The organism is Bifidobacterium sp. ESL0825 (genome assembly GCF_052606465.1).
Genome location: NZ_CP199589.1, coordinates 1884106 through 1902467 on the forward strand (window position 1 = coordinate 1884106; position 18362 = coordinate 1902467).

At 57.1% G+C, this 18362-nt stretch carries 13 protein-coding genes; 5 read left to right on the plus strand and 8 right to left on the minus strand.

Annotation, left to right across the window (positions count from 1 at the left end; translation table 11 throughout):
* Nucleotides 1-28: 28 nt before the first annotated feature.
* Entirely contained in the window at nt 29-799 is a 771-nt protein-coding gene (locus ACUIAG_RS07940; RefSeq protein ID WP_445339591.1) for an MIP/aquaporin family protein, read from the plus strand.
* An 83-nt stretch (nt 800-882) separates the two neighbouring features.
* Here the strand turns inward: ACUIAG_RS07940 and ACUIAG_RS07945 are convergent, their stop codons facing one another.
* Together ACUIAG_RS07945 and ACUIAG_RS07950 are read right to left on the minus strand one after the other, a co-directional pair.
* Nucleotides 883-1299 carry a hypothetical protein gene (locus ACUIAG_RS07945; RefSeq protein WP_045924232.1) on the minus strand — a complete coding sequence of 139 codons (417 nt, stop codon included), beginning with the start codon at nt 1297-1299 and terminating at the stop codon, nt 883-885.
* A 236-nt stretch (nt 1300-1535) separates the two neighbouring features.
* Nucleotides 1536-6740: a Spy0128 family protein gene (locus ACUIAG_RS07950; RefSeq protein WP_445339592.1), complete on the minus strand. Its 5205-nt coding sequence runs from the start codon at nt 6738-6740 to the stop codon at nt 1536-1538.
* A gap of 412 nt (nt 6741-7152) precedes the next feature.
* Here ACUIAG_RS07950 and ACUIAG_RS07955 point away from each other — a divergent pair, with 412 nt between their 5' ends.
* Entirely contained in the window at nt 7153-8403 is a 1251-nt protein-coding gene (locus tag ACUIAG_RS07955; protein WP_445339593.1) for an MFS transporter, read from the plus strand.
* Between the two features lie 158 nt (nt 8404-8561).
* Here ACUIAG_RS07955 and ACUIAG_RS07960 read toward each other — a convergent pair whose 3' ends face one another.
* The 3 genes from ACUIAG_RS07960 to ACUIAG_RS07970 all read right to left on the minus strand — a co-directional run bounded on the left by ACUIAG_RS07960 (nt 8562) and on the right by ACUIAG_RS07970 (nt 11521).
* Nucleotides 8562-8978 carry a TIGR02328 family protein gene (locus ACUIAG_RS07960; RefSeq protein WP_445339594.1) on the minus strand — a complete coding sequence of 139 codons (417 nt, stop codon included), beginning with the start codon at nt 8976-8978 and terminating at the stop codon, nt 8562-8564.
* Between the two features lie 62 nt (nt 8979-9040).
* Nucleotides 9041-9781 carry an SDR family oxidoreductase gene (locus ACUIAG_RS07965; protein WP_445339595.1) on the minus strand — a complete coding sequence of 247 codons (741 nt, stop codon included), beginning with the start codon at nt 9779-9781 and terminating at the stop codon, nt 9041-9043.
* 414 nt (nt 9782-10195) lie between these two features.
* Nucleotides 10196-11521 (minus strand): MFS transporter, encoded by a 1326-nt coding sequence (locus tag ACUIAG_RS07970; RefSeq protein ID WP_313838965.1) that lies wholly within the window; start codon nt 11519-11521, stop codon nt 10196-10198.
* A gap of 162 nt (nt 11522-11683) precedes the next feature.
* On the opposite strand from ACUIAG_RS07970, the gene ACUIAG_RS07975 reads away from it, so the two are divergent.
* Nucleotides 11684-12646, plus strand: a complete 963-nt coding sequence (locus tag ACUIAG_RS07975; protein ID WP_313838963.1) for a glycosyltransferase — start codon at nt 11684-11686, stop codon at nt 12644-12646.
* On the opposite strand, the gene ACUIAG_RS07980 is transcribed toward ACUIAG_RS07975, so the two are convergent.
* Complete coding sequence (locus tag ACUIAG_RS07980) at nt 12643-14694, minus strand: DUF6541 family protein (protein WP_445339596.1); 2052 nt, start codon at nt 14692-14694, stop codon at nt 12643-12645. The two genes, ACUIAG_RS07975 and ACUIAG_RS07980, sit on opposite strands and share 4 nt — an antisense overlap.
* A 3-nt stretch (nt 14695-14697) precedes the next feature.
* Nucleotides 14698-15621: a glycosyltransferase gene (locus ACUIAG_RS07985; RefSeq protein ID WP_445339597.1), complete on the minus strand. Its 924-nt coding sequence runs from the start codon at nt 15619-15621 to the stop codon at nt 14698-14700.
* 218 nt (nt 15622-15839) lie between these two features.
* Between ACUIAG_RS07985 and ACUIAG_RS07990 the strand changes: the two genes are divergently transcribed.
* Nucleotides 15840-16586: an SDR family oxidoreductase gene (locus tag ACUIAG_RS07990; RefSeq protein ID WP_445339598.1), complete on the plus strand. Its 747-nt coding sequence runs from the start codon at nt 15840-15842 to the stop codon at nt 16584-16586.
* Nucleotides 16587-16604: 18 nt separating this feature from the next.
* On the opposite strand, the gene ACUIAG_RS07995 is transcribed toward ACUIAG_RS07990, so the two are convergent.
* Nucleotides 16605-17225: an isochorismatase family protein gene (locus ACUIAG_RS07995; protein ID WP_445339599.1), complete on the minus strand. Its 621-nt coding sequence runs from the start codon at nt 17223-17225 to the stop codon at nt 16605-16607.
* 348 nt (nt 17226-17573) lie between these two features.
* Here ACUIAG_RS07995 and ACUIAG_RS08000 point away from each other — a divergent pair, with 348 nt between their 5' ends.
* Nucleotides 17574-18344 carry a GNAT family N-acetyltransferase gene (locus ACUIAG_RS08000; protein ID WP_445339600.1) on the plus strand — a complete coding sequence of 257 codons (771 nt, stop codon included), beginning with the start codon at nt 17574-17576 and terminating at the stop codon, nt 18342-18344.
* The last annotated feature ends 18 nt before the right edge of the window (nt 18345-18362 follow it).

The following is an 18362-nucleotide window of genomic DNA, read 5'->3' on the forward strand; positions in this document are numbered from 1 at the left end:
TTGATTACGGGAAGCTGGAGGAGAGAGCATGATCAGCGGCATGCAAATGTTCTGCTCAGAGTTCCTGGGCACGGCCCTTATGATGGCCATTGCTTTCATGGTTGCAGCCAGCAGGTCGCTCCCCAAGACAGGGGCCTATCGGGCCGACTGGATCAACGCTTCACTGGGCTGGGGCCTTGCTGTCTATGTGGGCGTATATGCGGGGTGGAGAACGGGCGGCCATCTCAATCCGGCCGTGACCCTGGCCAGGGTGGTCGGTCACTGGATTGATCCGCAGGCGACCTTGAACGGTCTGGCCATGGGCAAGGGCGGCATTCCGGTCACCTTGGCCAATGTGGCCATCTTCATTTCCGCCCAGTTCTTGGGGGCCTTCTTTGGCACCTGCCTGGGCTACCTGGGCACTCGCAAGCATTTCGAACTTCCCACCGATACGGATACCAAACTCATGGTTTTCTGCACCAAGCCGGCCATACGTTCGAATTTCTGGAATTTGATGTCGGAGGCCATCGGCACGGCCATCCTGGTTGCCTGGGTGTTCCTTAATGGGGGGACGCCTACCCAAGTCGGGCCCCTGGGCGTGGCTCTGGTCATCACGGTTCTGGTCATGGCCCTGGGCGGGGTTTCCGGTGCGGCTATGAATCCTGCACGTGACTTTTCCGCTCGATTGGCGTACTGCCTTCTGCCCATGTCCGGCAAGAAGGATGCGGACTGGAGCTACGCCTGGATACCCTTTGCCGGGCCGATCGTCGGAGCCTGCTTCGGTGTGCTAGCTCCTGCCTGGATGGGGCTTCTGCCTTGATCATTGGCATGGAAAAGCCCCTGGCCCTGTCAGGGGGTTATTACGACAGGGCCGGGGGTCGAGTTAGTTAAGGCAGCTCAGGCTCAGTAGCTGGCTGAGGTGGGCTCCTGGAAGCGGACTGTCAGCCCGCGGCCGTGGTGAAGGAACATCTCTGCACCGTGGCGGTCGACGTCGCGATGAGTGAAGAGCATGCGGATGGCGAAGGCCGTCTGGACATCATCAGGCAGGTCCAGGAAGGCCTTGTGGGCATCCCATCCATCGGCTGCGACAGCCTTGTTGGGCACGTAGGCGTATCCATAGCCGTCTTCGTCCACGTAGCCCAGGAACGGCAGATCCCATGCCTGGTGGTAGCTCAACTGATCCTTGTAATCCTCGACCTTCTTAAGGGCCTCGTCGCTGATGCCGTATTTGCGTGCGACCTCGTTGGCTTTGGCGGTTTTCGCGTCGGCGTCTTTTTCGAACATGGAAGTATCAACAACAATGACTGTATCGTCTGCCATGACTGACCTTTCTGTGTGACGGCCTGCACGTGTGACAATCGACATCATGACCGTGCAGGGCCATGACCGTTCAGGTGACCGTCCATCGTCGACGGTGACCTCTGGATGCAAGATTCCTTCCACTTGCAAGAATAGCAAATTTCGTCTGCAGATAGGGGCAGGGAACCGTGAGGTTCGCCATAGGTGCCTGTCACTAGTGAAGAAGAGGCCCAGCTGTGTTCTCATGCGGGGAACGATTAGCCCAGGTCAGCATCCTGATCCCTGCGGTGCCGCAACAAGCACATCAGTGCCAGGCCGAGGACGGCAGTGCCGACAGTCAGCACTACAGGCATGACTATTTCTGAGCCTGAGGCGGCTAGGGCTTGGGAATCTGCAGATGGCCTTGCTTGGTCATCAGAAGATTGGTTTCCTGGCACCGGTTTTTGGTTATTGCTGGGTGCATGATCGGACTCGCTCGGTTTGCTCGGTTCTACCGGTGGATTCGGCTTGTCATGTCCTCCGGAGTTGTCAGGGTTGTCTGGCTTGGCCGGCTTGGCCTGGTAGGTGTTGGTGAAGGTAGTGTCCTTGCTGGTGATGGTGACTTGGAGCTGGCCGTTGAGGTCGTCGGTGACGTGGACGTCGACCGTGGCCGCGTGCCGGTCGTAGGTGATGCCGGGCAGGCTGCCCTGGTCCTCGCGGATGGTGTAGTGGTAGTCGCCGGGCTGGTCCAGGGTCAGGTCGTTGAAGGCGATCCTGCCCTGGGCGTCGTTGGATGCCGAGCCCGCTTCATGGCCGGTCTCCCCGTCGTACAGGTGGAAGGTGAACTCGTTGGCTTTCAGGTCCCGGCCCTGCAGGTGCTTGGTGGCGGTGATGACGGGCTTGGCCGGCTTGGCCTGGTAATGGTTGGTGAAGGTGGGGTTGTTGCCGTCGATGGTGGCTTGGAGTTGGCCTTGCTGGTCGTCGGTGACATGGACGGTGATCCGGTGCGTCTTCTGGTCGTAGGTGATGCCGGGCAGGCTGCCCTGGGCCTCGCTCACGGAGTACGTGTAGTCGCCGGCCTCGGTCAGGGTCTGGTCGGGGAATGCGACGGTCCCGTCGGCCTTGTTGGATGCCTGGGCCGGCTTCCCGCCCTTGGTGTTCTGCAGGAGGAAGTCGAACTCTCCGGCTTTCAGGCCCCGGCCTTCCAGGTGCTTGGAGGCGGTGAGCCTGACCGTGGCCGACTTGGCCTGGTAGGTGTTGGTGAAGGTGGCCGTGTCTATCTTCTTGCCCTTGCTGTCAGTCCACTGCGCCTTGGCGGTACGGTGTAACTGAGCTGCATCGGTTGTCAAAGTGATGGTCAGGATTGCAGTGCTCTGATCATACGTCAGGCCAGGAATGGAGCCGGTTTCCTGGTGTATACGATACTCGTAGCTGCCATCGTCGGGCAGAGCAGACACGTTGACGGGCACCTGAATATTTTGGTTGTCGGCGTCTACGGTGATTTGGCTGGGCAACGCTGCGGACGGTGCGCCACCCAAGGGCTCGGCAGTTAACGTGAAGGAGTCTGAGTTGAGCCAGTTCCTGCCTTGGATCTGTACTTTGACTCCTGCAGACACTTCATTGGTGTCCATTGGTCCTGTCAGGCCACAGTTGTTGAAATCCAGGGATTGGCTGGCCGCGTCCACCATATCCTCGGCCTTCTGGAACTTAATATCCTTGATGACGGCGCCTTTCAAGGTTCCGTCCTCCAGTATGTCGCTGGCTGAGGAGTTTTCGCTCGGGCTGGCTCCGCTGGCCTTTTGGATTGTCGTAGACAGGTGGGTCCAGTTCGTACTCGGAGCGGGGTCGAACCGCAGATGGAATTGCCCTGCCGGTATATTGGTCAGTTCGTACTTGCCCTGGGAATCAGATTTTGTGCTCAGATCATCATGTGGGGTGACGACCGACTTGGCGGGCTTGTCGTCAGAATCGTTGAGCAGGGTCACTTTGACATCTTTAAGCAGAATATCTTCTGAAGAGCGGGTGCCGTCCCCATTGACGTCGTACCATACGATGCCACTGATGGAACGTTGAACAACCATGGCCTGGGCAGGCATTTGGTTCAGTGCATTGCCCCAGCGATTCCGATAGAGGTCGCCGGAGGAGTTGTTTCCGGGGTTTATATGGAAAGTAATGTCATAGCGGAATTGGTTGGGCTGCCCATCGATGATGAAGGCCCAGGCGACCACGTTTTCAGGCATTTTCACTTCGCCACTTGTTGTGTCCAAGTCAGCCTTGTCCCAAGAGAGGTATTCCTGGGATTGTATGGAACTCGTGTCATTCACCCGCCATCGAGAATCTGTGGTGTAGCGGATGGTGATTCGGCTCAGACTAGCCCCCGCCGAAGCTTTTATGCTCATATCGGCAAAAGTAGGTTCCCCGTGGAAGTCGGGTTTGCCGCTTGTCTGTTTGTACGGCATGATGTCGATGGCATAGTGATGTTGCTTGCCGCTGCCTGCGGTGCTGCTCAGCATGTTGGTGAAGCCGATTGGTGCACCGGCTTCATTCGTATCCTGTACGGCTGAAGTGGAAAGGCTGGTGGTGTTGGTCCGCCAAGCGTGGATAGTGAAGGAGTCGGCAGTCTTCAAGTATGTGTTGGGCTGGGACATATTCTGTTTTGACTGAACTGTGGCAGAGGTCGTCAGGTCTTCGTTGGAACCGATGTCTTTGCTAGGGTCAGTCAGGTCGCCCAGGGAGGTGGAGAAGTGGATGACGCGGTTGTTGCCGTCCACAGGGATGTTCGTCAGTGTCCAGGACAGAGTGGTGATTCCGGTTACGGAGTCCGTGCTCACTGATGGCTCACAGGCGGTTCCGCCCTCTATGTGGCCCATTTCAGGCGTGGCTTCCGTATATGTGCCACCCAATCGGGCGCTGCCGGGGATGTAGTGGAGCTTTGCCGGTAGTTTGTCGGTGATGTAGAGTTCGGTTTTGGCGCCCTTGTTGGCTTGGGAAGCTGATGTGCCGGTGTTGATGGTTAGCCGCCAGTCAACGAACCGTTGATCGCTGTCTATGTCAAAGTATTCTTTGGGTTTGGAATTGGTGCTTGTTTGTGCCACGGCGTTGGAGATGGTGTTGGTTTCGCCGGCTACATAGAGGCTGTCCCCGTGTTCATTGCCGCCGGTGTCTCCGCCCAGGTAACCGTTTATTTGGTCATAGTTGGCCTTGGTATAGCCTCCGACTGACGTGGCTAAGACGGGAGATTTGATTTTGGCCAGATCGTAGGGTTTCTGTTGCTTGGCCCAGTCCTCCCATTCCTGATCGCTGGAGTTCTCGGGGCTTAGCCCGGCCATAGCTGCTAATTGGCTGCGGGTGAAAGTGCGCGAAACTGATGTCAGCTGGGCTACCGAACCTACTTTGGCATCGGGGAGGACGTTGATCACAAATCCGCCGAAGCCGAATCGGGAATTCTCTTCGGCAAAACTGGTGGGCGCGGCGGTGTGCCCGCCCAGCAGCATGCCTACAACCGTGCCATGCTTCTTTGCATCCTCCTGCGTGCTATAAAAGTTCAGATCCTCTATGTCGGCATTGGCTTGCTCAGTGTCGTTTTTCCAGTCCTTTCCGTCGGGTTTGGTGGCGTACATGACCAGTTCCTGTGACGGGTTTTGATCGCTCGTTCGCTCGTATTTATCGTATTTGCTGTTCTGCCAGATGCCATTGACCCAGGGAATATCCAGACCTGCGGGGTCCGGCAGTCTAACGACCTTTGGGTCGATCTTGACCAAGGACATTCCCAGCAGAGGCAGATCGGCCTTGCTGGTTTTGAAGTTGAAGCCGGCCGTTACCCGCACTTGGGTCCCTGCGACTGCTGAGTCGGTCCCCCGTAGGTTGTCAGGAGCATTCCACCACCCGCAGTCCACGCCGTCATCAAAATAGTTAGGAGCCGTCATGCAACTGTACTGAATGATGTTGCTGATGCCTGCCTTTATTGTGTTGGAGCCTAGCGTGAAGATGACGTTGTGCCACATGTCATCGGACTGGTCGGGTTGGTTTGACGTGTCCGTGGGGCCAGAGGCATGGGGTAAAGACTGGTTTGATAGCGATTTCGCACTCAGGTTGCCGTCGTCGACCTTGCTCTGCAAGCTGAGACCGGTCTGTCCATAGTAGTTGGCCACGTCCTTGCCGTCGACAGTGGAGGGGTTGAAGACATATAGGTAACCAGTGGAGATTTCGGCCACTTCTTGTCGCGTGCAGTCAGTCGAGGCCAGGGCAGGCGTGCACTTGGCGTCTGGTGCATAGGTGTGTCCCAGGTAGGGGAAGGGGTCGTTGGTTTTATAGTCCTTCAAAGTCAGGTCCAGCCTGAGGCCCTGGCTGTTGCGCTGTTCAGCCACGGTGTATTGACCATTGCCTTGGACTTGGTCCTTTCCAGCCGTGCCACCCGTGGATCGGGCATAGCCATAGTTGCTGAGAGTGGGTCTCCAGCCCTGATCGCCGGTGTTGCGTCCGCTGTTGTTGAAGTCGCCGTCGATGGTGCCGATGTCCCAGAAGTAGGGTTGCAGATCCGCTATCTTCGGGTAGGCATCTCCGCCAGCGGTCTGCCACAAATTGCTCAGTGACAGGGAAAAGGTAATGGGGCCAGTGGGAACCTCCAGACCCTTGAGGCCCTTGGTTCGATCGGGCCAACGCATGTCAACGGCCCAGTTGAACTTGCTGATTATCCCCTTGCGCTTACCCAGCTCATGGTTGGGGTAATTGCTGGCGGCTGGGGTGTTGAAGTCGAAGGTTTGGTTGCCGGAGCCTTCATTGGTTCCGCCAGTGATTCGCAGGTTCAGATTAAGCTTGGCCGACACGGTGACCTGATCGGATGTGGCTGAAGCAGGATCGGTCTTGGTGGTGGTATTCGGAGCGCCCCAGGCTTGGACCTCGGGGGCGAATTTGCTGCCATTGGGCATGCTTCGGACCCGAAGGACCAGAGTGACGCTGGAGGATCCCGGAATAACGGTAGGCAAATTCTGTGGGGCGGTGAGTAGCCTGTAAACGGTAAGCACCTGTGTCGGATGACCGTCGATAGTCTCTGTAGTTTGCTTTGGCTGGTATTCCGGCGTAGTGTCCACCCAGCCCATGGAATTCACATCAAAGGTGACCTGGTCCTCGGGCTGGCTCAGTCTGAATTGGAAGCCTATTCGGCCTCGGCGATAGCTGGTTGTCTCGCTGCGGGTATTTACGGCAAAAGAGTAGGTGTAGGACACCTTATCGAAAGTGCGCACTATGTCATTGTCTGCATCGTGGTCGTCGCCGGGGTTGTTGTCGTTGTCGAAAGGAGCCGTGCCAGTGGAGCGGGATGCTTGGGACAGTGTGGTGACCACGGCGTCGTCGGTGTCCAGCATGTCCTTGATTGCCGATTTGGTGGTCGGCCCTGTGCTGGGTTGTATGGGTGCGGCCTGGCTCGAGGAGGTTGACTCCGACTCCTGAGCGGTTTGGGCTGCCCCAGACGCGGCGGTGTTCAACTGTGGAGTCGAGGTTTGGGTCGACGTGGACGATGCCTGGTTTGTCGCGGTTGCCTGCTGTGCATGTGTTGTTGCAGATGTTGATGTGGAGGCGGTGGTCTGGGCATCAGCTGTCTGTCCACCATCGGCTAAGGCCATAGTGGGTATTAACGTGGCCATAGCCAACAGGCCGGCCAGAACTTTTCCGCTCAAATTACCCTTTGCCACGTTTCTCCTTTTGAGCGCCGACGACCGCTTGGGGCGTCGGGCCGGGCATCCCCTTCGGGTCATCCGGTCGACTGTCTACGATGGTTCTCAAGTCATCCGATAAAAGTGCTGTGGAACAGTATACAGAATCCTTGGCTATGATTCCGCTATTGCTGTGCGTCTCCGGAGAAAAAGGGTCAACTATGGACAGAGCAAGGAGGCCCGCATGAGTGAACGGGATCATCGGGAGCCTTCGGCGGTCGGTCCTCCAGGTCACGGAATGCGCGAGCGGTCGGCCGTTTACGGGTTTTTCATCATCATGGGCATCGGTACTTCGGCTTGGATTTCTCGACTGCCAACAGTCAAGGCCAGCCTCGGTCTGCAGCCTTCGGGCCTGGCTCTGATGACCATTCTGGGCGGCTGCGGCGCTCTGGTCGGCATGCTGATCTCGGGTGTATTGACTGATCGGCTGGGTGTGCGCCGGGCCATGCTGCTGGCAGCCTCCACCTGGTGCCTGGGCATGGTAATCGCGGCTTTGGCCGTCACTCTGCGTTCGGTGCCAGGGGTGGTTTTGGGCCTGCTCTTCAATTCGGCGGGGATCAGCCTTTGGGGAACGGTCAACACCGTTGAGGCCGGCGCGGTGGAGCGCTTCTCCTCTCGGTCCATAATGCCGCGCTTCCATGCCTCATATAGCCTGGGCATGTTTCTTGCTCTGGGACTGGGCGCGCTCCTATCTCACCTGGGTGTAGCCATAGGTGCGCACCTGGCGGTCAATGCGCTGGTCAGCCTGGCTCTGGTGGTCGCCTGCGTCCTGCTCTGCCCGGCTCAGCCTCTAGGGGATTACAAGGGAGGCGCTGACGACGAACGTTCGGATCAGCAGGCGGGTTCAGGGCAATCGTCCGCCTTCGGCAAGCAGTTGGCTGCCTGGGGCGATGCCTTGGTTCTCATTCTTGCTCTGATCAACGTGGCCCTGGAGGCCAGCGAGGGTGCCGTCAACGACTGGAGCGGGATCGGCCTGGTCGATGCCTTCGGCGTCCCCGAGTCTCAAGCCGGTCTTGCTCCCACGATTTTCGCTGCAGCCATGATCGTTTCAAGGCTGTTGGGGACACATCTGATCGAGCGGTTGGGGAACATGCGCTCGCTGGTCCTGACCCTCCTGGTCTCGGCTCTGGGCATCCTGGTCTACGCTCTTTCGCCCTCTTTTGTGTTGAGCCTTGTGGGCACTGGAATTTGGGGTGTCGGAGCTGCTCTGGGCGTACCCATTGTTACTACTTTGGCAACCAAGGATCCAGCCGTGGCGGCCCAGCGTGCTTCGGTCATCTCCACTGCCTACTATGGGGTCTCCTGGATCATCCCTCCGGCTATCGGGTTTCTGGCCGACCATACCGGTGTCAGGCCGGCGCTGTTGCCCTTGGCGTTCTTGCTGGTGGCGGTCACCCTCCTGGTGCCCCCGGTGTCCAGGCTCACTCGGGAATGACGCCCTTCGGTTGGCAAAACTCCGTCAACCGGTTGTCGGGCGAAGTACGGTCTTTGGGCAGATACTCTGATTCAAACAGCCGTTCCCAAATATTGCCGTACACGTCAGTGAATTTTATGGCCACAGCAGCCAGTCGGCACCGGCCCTGAGGATCGCCTTTAGGCCAAATGGATGCCCTTCCCCGCCAGATTCTCCAAGCATTCCTGCAGATAGGCTGCATCGTGCTCGGGGTAGATGGGGTCCGTCAACGGCACGGCAGTCAGATCCTTGTATGGCGGGCAGTGCCTGCCGCGGTAGAACGGATCATACCAGACAGGATCAGGATGATAGCCGCGCTCGCGCATCGTTGCCATGACCAGTAGATGAAATTGAAAGAGCTTGTATGGGCAGTGGTCGAAGACATAGTCAACGGTGGCATGCCGTCGACCCCATCCAAGGCCCCGCAGGGCAGTGATCTCCCTATGCTGGCCCAGCAGCTGCTGTCTGGGAAGCAGCGGGATTAAATCTTGATGCCATAGTCGCATGCGACCCCCCTCGTTGGGGGCATAAGTGAACCCCTCCTTCAGCCTAGCCACTTGTATCACTGTGAAGCGGACTGGCAGAAGAAGGGGTTGGGACAATTCCTTACGGGAATTCCTTACTGGGCGATGAATCCGCCGTCCACGACGAATTCGGCACCCAGCGCGAACTTGGATTCGTCGCTGGCCAGGTAGACGCAGATTTCGCCGATGTCCTGGGGCTCGCCGATATGGCCCAGGGGCGTCAGCTTGCTCATCCTGTCCTCAAGGCTCTGGCTGATCAGAGGAGTCTTAATGAATCCGGGATGGACCGAGTTAACGCGAACGCCGTAGTTGTTGTTGGCGGAATCCAGAGCGGCAGACTTGGTCAGCAGCCTGGTGCCGCCCTTGCTGGCGTTGTATGCTCCAGCCCGGCTCAGGCCCACGAAGCCCTCGATGGAGGAGATGTTGATAATGGATCCTCCGCGGCCTTTCATGACCCGCATGCCATGCTTGGTGCCCAGGAAGGTTCCGTTCAGGTTGATGTCGATGATCTTCTTCCAGTCATCGTAGCTTTCCTCGTCCATGGTGACGCCTTTGTCGCCGATTCCGGCGTTGTTGACTACGGTGGTCAGCTGGCCCAACTCTTTTTCAACGGTGTCGATGGTGGAGACCCACTGGTCCTCGTCCGTCACGTCCAGGGTGTGGAAAACGACCTGCCCGGGATGCTCCTGCATGAAGCTGCGGGAGGCATCGGTCTCCTTGATGTCGGTAAGGGCCACCTTGGCCCCCTCGCGGACGAAGCATTCGGCGATGCCTATGCCCATGCCGCCGGTTCCTCCGGTGATGATGGCCACCTTACCTTGTAGACGATCAGTCATATCCACTCCTTTATAGAGATGTGCTGTCGTATTTCATCGTATGCTATGGCATGCCCACGCTGGTGACTGAACGTATGGATGACCCTCGTCCCACTGACGCTCCTAGGTTATCCATCAGGCGCCAACAGTTCTGCAGAGGCCACACTATTTTCCTCACTGAAGCAGTGTGCCTCTTCTGCTGACTGGGCTGCGCTTAGATATCGAGCAGATGGCGATAGAGTTGATGATCCACAGGTCGGTCAAGACTGAGGTCGGTGATGGTGACAGGCACCCGGCCCTTGCCGTCTGGCCCTGGCCGCGGCACGAGTTCTATATCGGTGACATGGACCAGGTAGTAGTAGCTACTTCTGCCGCCTCCTGTCGGCGCGTGACGAAAAATGGAATGTTGCGGAGGCTACTAGTTGCAGGGTTCGATCAACTGGTTTGAGTAGCCGACTTGCGCGCACCCTTCAAAGGAATAATGCCCAGGAACAAGGCCGCAACCATAATCAGGATGCTCAGGCCGAACATAATGATGTAGCCGTGGCGCTGGTCAGCGATGGCGCCCCAGAAGAGAGCGGCGAAGGCCGAGGCCAGGGAGCCCACCATCTGAATACGTGCATAGATGTTGGTGTAGTCACGCGAGCCGAAAACCGCTGTAACCAGAATGGGCGTCTGCACCGTAGTGCAGGCGTAGACCAGGCCGAAGGCAAAGGCTCCTAGCAGCAGTAACGCAGGCAATCCGGGGAAAGCGACCATGAGGCAGACACCGAGGATGCCGCCGCCGATGCCCAGGCAGAGCCCGCCCACGATGCTGCCGTCGTTGACCATGCCCAGTATGACCTTGCCGATAGCCTGGCCGGCCATACAGGAGGAGGCAATTAGTCCCGTGTAGGCCGCCATGGATGGCAGGGATGCCGCATAGGAGGGCAGGAACTGATAGATGGTCTGATTCATGGTGATCAGACCGCAGAAGAGCGCCAGCGCCCAGAAAGCAGGGGAGCGCAAGGCCTGGGAAGCAGTCATGCCCACGGTCGACGCGGCAGGCTCTGGACTCTTTTTATCTTTGTCCCCGGCGTCTGCGCTATTGTTGGCCGCTTCAACTTCCGTGGACTGCTGGTCGGCGGCGCCGTAGGGATGCAGATCCATCTGCTCGGGCGTGCCGCGAATGATGAAGATGGTGAAGGGCAGGGTAACCACCAGAATGAGAATAGCGAAGACCAGGTATCCCCGCCGCCATCCGTCAGGGGCGGATCTGATGATCATGGTGCCTATCTGATTGAAGATCGCTCCGCCTATGCCGGTGAAGGCCATGCATAGGCCGATAAAGAACCCGACCCGTTTGCGGAACCAGGCGTTGATGAGCGTGGGCACTGACAGATAGAGGATGGCCGGCATGCCGATTCCCAGAACTACTCCGCATAGATAGAACTGCCACATGGCGGATGATCGGGACATACCAAGGCAACCGAGTCCGGCAAGGATGGCGCTTGCCGTCAGGACGATGCGCAGATCGTAGCGGTGCATCAGCCATCCGGCCACTGGCAGGAAGATGACCATGGTGATGCTGAATATACTGAAATACCCAGTGAATGCGGCCTTGGGAACATGGAAGTAGTTGCTGACAGGAGTGAAGAAGATGCCTGCGCAACTGCATACCAGCGATACGGGGATGGCCGTGAAGACGATGCCCGACAGCACGATCAGGTACGGATAAACAGCCTGTTTTCGGGATGAAGACTGTATCGGTGTGGTCGACATAGCTGCGACCTTTCTCTCGCCGAATCGGGACAAACTAACTGCTGTTTGAATGTTATGATCCCATTGATTCGCGGTTTGTCTGCTCTGAATGTCCACTACAGGGAATTTAAGAACTAATTGTAGTTCAATATTTGACCCTCACCTATCGTTACAATGCAGACTATGAGGTTTTTTGTCGTCGCTGTTGTTGTCTCCTACAACCGCTCCAAACTCCTTCAGGAGTGTCTGGATGGCATAAGTGGCCAGTCCCGCAAGCCAGATCGAGTCCTTGTCGTAGATAACGCAAGTGTGGATGGATCGGTGGATGTGGTCTTGTCGCACCCCCTGAAGCCTGACTTGATCCGTTTGCATCACAATATGGGCGGTGCAGGAGGATTCGTGGCTGGCATGGCAGCGGCCTTGGCGAAGATTCCTCCTCAGTGTGAAGCCTACCTGTGGCTGATGGATGACGATGTGGTGCCCCAGCTCAATGCCCTATCCGCTTTGCTGGATGCTGCCTCCGAGGCTCGAGCCGATAATGGTTCCTGGCCCGCCGTTTTGGGTTCTGAGGCTGTGTGGGTTGACGGCAGGGTGCATGGGATGAACAAGCCCCGTCGGCGTCTGCCGATCAGAAGAGGCAGACCGCAGTTGCAGGCCAGCGCCCATGCCTATCAGGTCCGCTCCTTGTCTTTTGTCTCCTGCTTGGTGAACGTCAAGGCCGTCCGAGCTACAAGAACCCTGCCACGTGCCGCCTTCTTCCTTTGGAATGACGACTTTGAATACACTTCCAGACTGCTGAAAACAGGCATAGGCTATTACGTTCCTGCCAGTCGGGTATGGCATAAAACCAAGGTTTTTGGCTCCAGCGATGCCGACCCGGGTTCTCGTTTCTTTTACGAGGTGCGTAACAAGATATGGATGTTCCGATTCAGCAGGGGCAATTTCACAACGATTGAATTTCTGGCGTTGCTACTCGCTACCGGCAGACGGTGGCTTCTTACCCTTGTCAGGGCGCATGATCGGCAACTGATCTTGCATTGCTTGTCTCGAGGATTAAAAGTCGGGTTGACTACACGCCCTAGCAGCAACCATGATCTGTTTGCCCAGGAACCCGAGGCTCAGGCACTGATCGACCGTGCCGATTAGGGACGGCAGGCGGTAATCCGGTAGAGCTTCGCCCGACCCTGGCTGTCGACCAATTGAAGGGCTTGCGGAACGGGTTGGAGGCCATTGAAGATCTGATGCTGGGGGTCGTTGGCAACGTATGGTCCACCCATATCCGCATACCAGTCAATGTGATGATCGGTCAGGATCCTGCATACCTGTGGGTCGGAGCCTATGTGCTCAAAGTTTGTGGCCAGGTAGGCATGATCCTGATCCCAGTTCATATTGAGATGAGCGTAGAAAGGTGTGGCGCCACCAACAGCCAGCATGTATCCGCTGCCGTTCCATGGATCGGACAGGACTTGCTCGCTGACCGATACATGGCGGCCCATTCTCTTCATCAGCAGGAATTCGTCAGTTGACAGCATCGGGGCATCGGCGTTGTTGGCTGCGAAGGCATATGTTGAGCCTAAAGTCTTCACCATGGAGTCCGACTGCGGATTTACGGCGCAGATCAGTACGGCTAGCGTGGCTGTCAACATCATAATTGGCATCGATATCATCTTCTCAGCCTGCGGCGCAAGCCTTTTTAAGGCCTCGATGCCATGCTCCAATGCCATACCCATGACGGGTATGGCTACTACAGGCCAAGCACAAAACAGGCGGCGTTGATCTTTGTACCACAAGGCTGTAAGGATCTTGGCCCAATCGGCATGGGTGCCCGCACAGGCGACGAAGACCAGACCCAGCAGCAGGAAGGAGGATACTAGGAGCATGTCCTTTCTGCTGTGGTGCAGACAGAGGACAATAAGAGCCAGGATCAGGGCCAGAGCCAGGGGCCAGTAGATCGGCAGCCGACGGTTGCCTGAATCGATGGGCTGACCCAGCAAAAAGCGCATCATGGCTGATGGCAGGTCTTCCGTAGGTTGTGCCGGTCCGCCGTTGAGATGATCTGATATTTTTCGTGCAGGACCACGCAGGTACAGATTGTGGAAGATCTTGAGGCCTATAGCCATCAGGACTAAGAAGCCTGCAGTCAATACACCGGCGGCTAGGTGGAAACGATGCTTATTGGTTTGGGCCAGTTGCCTTCCTGCCATGACCAGCCAAGACAAAACCACTGGCAGTACAAGAAGAGCACCGGTCATCATGACCCTGAAATGGCAGAAGGAGACGGCGACGACGCTGAGAAGAATCCAAGCAAAGCCGACTATGGATCGGCGACTTTCCCGCCACTCGTGTGTACACCAAGCCCAGGTAAGCGCAACGAAGACTGGCAGTATGACCTGACCAGCGAACATGGAATATAAGGTGCCCCAATCCAGCAAGAGGAAGGGGAAACCGGCGCAGCATGAGGCGAGTACCGGTGCGAGGAGATCGCTCCAGGTATGTCTGCCCAGCAGGGTTCTGGTCAGGAAAAGCATGGAGACTGGCCATATCAGAGCAGCAAAGACCAGCCAGGTGCAGGTGACTGCGCTGACTGCTGTGGCAGGTCCGTAGACCATCGCTCCCATGGCAGCGAATTCCTGAAATGCTATGGGATATATTTCCCTGATGGGCGGAAGAGCATGCATGGATGAAGCCTGACCGGTGAGCACAATTCGTGCCACTACGTTGTAGTGGAAGACCGAATCGTAATTTTGAGTTACCTGGTCAGGCGAAGGCGCGGCGTGCATCAGTCTGATGCCGATGTTGCAGGCGGCCAGTGCTGTGCCGATGATTGCCGGAAGGAAGTGCCTCAATCGAGGTTTGGGTTTTCCGACATTGGTAGTCAGCGCCGAGGATTTTCGGTCGACTCCATCTGCATTACGAAAATGATTGAAAAGTTGACGCGTCAGAAGAATGATGACAATGAGTATCACTGCTGAAAGTCCGTAGGAGCACCAGTTCCAGGATATGCCGAGCGGCTGGAAGAGCACGCCATCAATGCCGGCCAGTGCGATGGAGGTCACAGGGCCAAGCGCCGCTAAGAAGATGGGTTTGCGGCTACCCAGTGCTGCCACCAACAGGCAGCCGGGCAGATACAGGGCTGCGATGATGAACAGTAGCAGTGGCCAGGATTGTTGCCAGGTCATCAGGGTTGATTGCATGATTCACTTCTTTCGGCTGTCATTCACCGACTTCCCATGGAACCTGTTGAGCAGGGTGGTCATGATGGCATATAGACAGCTGCGTACTTGGTCGGGCAACAGACGGTAGCAGGCGCGGATGAGGATGTTTCTGACGAATTGTATGGGGCTGATGAAGCCATCATGCAGAAATTCGTTTTGCAGGCGCAGCTCGTCACGAAACATGCGCATGCCGCCTCTGCGGTGATACATAGACCTATCGGATCGATAGAGGACCAGAGGTTCCTCGATGTTGCCGATATGCTCGCCGGCCACCAGCATGGTTTCCCAAAGACGGTAATCTTCAAAGCGCCCGGCATTCTCTGGGTAACCGCCCACCCTGCACACGCTGGTCTTGCGAAAGGCCACACTGGGGTGGTGCAGCGGAGAATGCAGGGTGGCGTATGTCCGAAGTTCGGATCCTCCGCTTGGCAGATAGCGGATCCGGCCGGGAGTGTGCTCGTCATTTGAAAACTCCTGGATGGCGCTCCCCAAGGCGTCTAAACCCGATGAGGCCAGCAAGGGGATGAGAACGTTGAATCTCGATGGGCGCGATATGTCGTCGCTGTCCGCTCTGGCCACCAGTTCGTATTTGCAGGACTTCAACCCGAGATTCAATGCATGGGCAAGGCCTCTGTTGGTTGGCAGCCGCACGATTGTGAACTCGGGCATTTCCTTGGCCCTGTCGGTCTGGAGCAGCTGCCTCTTCAACTCGGCTGGATATCCATCAATCAGCTGGGCCAGTTCTCTGCCCAATGGACCGTCGCACACAATGACGACCTGATTGGGCATGAGGGTTTGTTCAATGGTGTCGGATTTCAATGCGCGGGCAACGAAGGAGGGTGTGTCCCCGGCATAGACAGCCATCAGGAGGGAAAACGGAGTATGGCTCTGATTCCTTGTGCTCATGGCAGTGCAGCCGCCTTTCTTCGTGGATTACTGCGTCGATTCTACATGTGTCCGGCCAGCGCAGTCCTGACTGACCTGTCCCTCTCAATAGATTCAGCCCCATGCCACGCATTTGATCACGATTGTTGGTCTGGACTTGGCTATAGCAAGACTTGCACTTCCAGCGACTCGAGGTTGTATCATCAGGCCGATTGAAGATAAGGAAAGGTGGGACTGTTATGACAGTTGCAGATAAGACAGTGTTGATCACCGGAGCTTCGTCCGGCATCGGGGAGGCCACAGCGAGGCTGTTGGCACAGCGAGGTGCCAAGGTGGTGCTGGGCGCTCGTCGTAAGGATCGGCTGGATACAATCGTCAACGACATCGTTCAGGCGGGTGGCCAGGCTGCCTCTATGGCTCTGGATGTGACCGATCGACAGGCCAACAAAGACTTCGTGGCTTTCGCCAAGAAGCAGTTCGGCGGGGTGGACGTGGTATTCCTCAACGCCGGGCTCATGCCTAATTCGCCCTTGTCGGCTCTGCATGTGGACGAGTGGGACCGCACCATTGACGTCAACCTGAAAGGCGCATTGTATGGCATTGCTGCGGCCCTGCCGGAGTTCACCGGGCAGCGCCACGGGCAGTTCATCGCCACCTCTTCGGTTGCTGGGCTCAAAGCCTATACTGGCGGAGCGGTCTACGGGGCAACCAAGTGGGGCCTGCGTGATCTGATGGAGGTGCTCAGGATGGAGTCCGCCCAGGAGGGGACACATATCCGCACCTCTACCATTTACCCGGCGGCCATTAAGACTGAACTGCTGGGTACTATCACGGACAAGCAGACCCTGGCTGATATGAACAAGACCTACGACAGCTACCAGATTGATCCCGAACGGGTGGCCCAAGTGGTGGCCTTTGCCATTGATCAGCCTGAGGATACCAATGTATCGGAGTTCACCGTAGGCCCCACCATCCAGCCCTGGTGAATTCCTCTGCCGCTGCCTTCAGTTGCCACTGGAGGAAAGCAGACGAATGCCGGCTTGGGCCATGGCCTTTCGAGCCTCTACGCCCTGATCCTTGCTGACCGGGACAGTCAGATCCTCGAAGGCCGTGACCTGGTAGCCCAGCTTCGCGGCATCCAGGGCCGTTTCCTTGACGCAGTGGGATTCGGCGATGCCGACTACATCCACTTGGTTGACCCCAGCATGTGCCAGGGCGTCGGTCAAGGTGATGCCTGATGACTTGGCCGAGGCGAACTCTTCCCTGCTCTGGATCCGATCGGTGTTGTCTTCGATGCCTTCGAACCCGGAGTAGGCGGCTGAATACTGACCCTTTTTGAAGTGATGGGCGATGCCCAGCTGCCGAATCCTGGGATGCAGCTCCGCCCCGGGTGAGCCGGCTACGCCGTGCTTGGGCCAGGTGTCCACAAAATCCGGATGATCGGACCAGTGAGATCCAGGCTCGATGTGCCAATCCTGGGTGGTGGCCATGTAAGCGTAGTCCCCGGCATGTCTGTGGACGTAGTCGGCGATTTTGCCAGCTGTGGCGTTACCGCCCTCGACTCCCAGCTCACCTCCTTCACAGAAGGTCGGTTGAACATCCACGACGATCAAAGCCTTGGACATGGTGATCACTCCCTTGGTCGATGCTGACGGTAGGCAGAGGGAATACCGGATGGAGCTCCTCGATCATTTCCTCGTGCGTATCAGTCTAATTCTCGCAGATGCGTCGGTCCTCCAGCTTGAATGCATGTGGACAAATATGGCGGCGAATCAGCATTTTGTGCACGAGATGATAAGGAGGTAGCAAGGGTGATCATACGTGGTTGCGTGAGGCGGATCCATACGGACTTTTTGGGTGTTTGCTTGGTAGCCTAAGTGCCAGGATTGTACGGAGTTATGGCTGATGCTTTTGGGGCCACCTCTTCCGTACGATGACGGAGCGGGCATCGTTCCAAGGGAGGAGATGCGGGTATGAGGACCAATGAGTTTGGTCAACCTATTGGGGATGCGATTTCGTTTGCCGGGGCCATGATGCCGGAGCCTGTCAACTTGACTGGCAGGACCGTTCTGGTAGTGCCCTTGGACGAAAACCAAGGTGATGCCTTCTATGAGCGGATTTTCAGTCCGGAATGCGACGAATCCATCATGACCTATAGCACCCACGATCTCTACCCTGATAGACCAGCATTCGACTCAGGCTTTGCATCGATGATTGCAAGCCGGGATCCTCTCTTCTTTGCCATTCTGTGTAAGCCGTCCACATCCGATCTTGGTATTGGACGGCTTGCGGGCGGGGAGAATTCGTATTTACGAGAGCTGGTGAAGCTTGATCGTTCGTCGGATCTGTTGGGCATGTATGCCTTGATGCGGATTCGGGCGGATATGGGAAGCGTCGAGATGGGCCATGTCATCTATACCAGAGAGTTGCAGAGAAGCAGACAGGCAACCGAAGCCCAGTATCTGATGGCTCGGCATGTCTTCGAGGACTTGGGTTATCGCCGATACGAGTGGAAGTGCGACAGCCTCAACGCGCCCTCGCGGGCAGCTGCGCTGAGGCTGGGGTTCAAGGCTGAAGGCCGGTTCAGAAACGACATGGTCTATAAGGGCCGAACTCGCGATACGGATTGGTTTTCCATATTGGATAGCGAATGGCCGGCCGTGAAAGAGCGGCTGGAGACCTGGCTTGATGATGACAATTTCCATCAGGATGGCAGGCAGAAGCGTCGTCTGCAAGATTGCTGAACTGTTGCTGATCTGAAT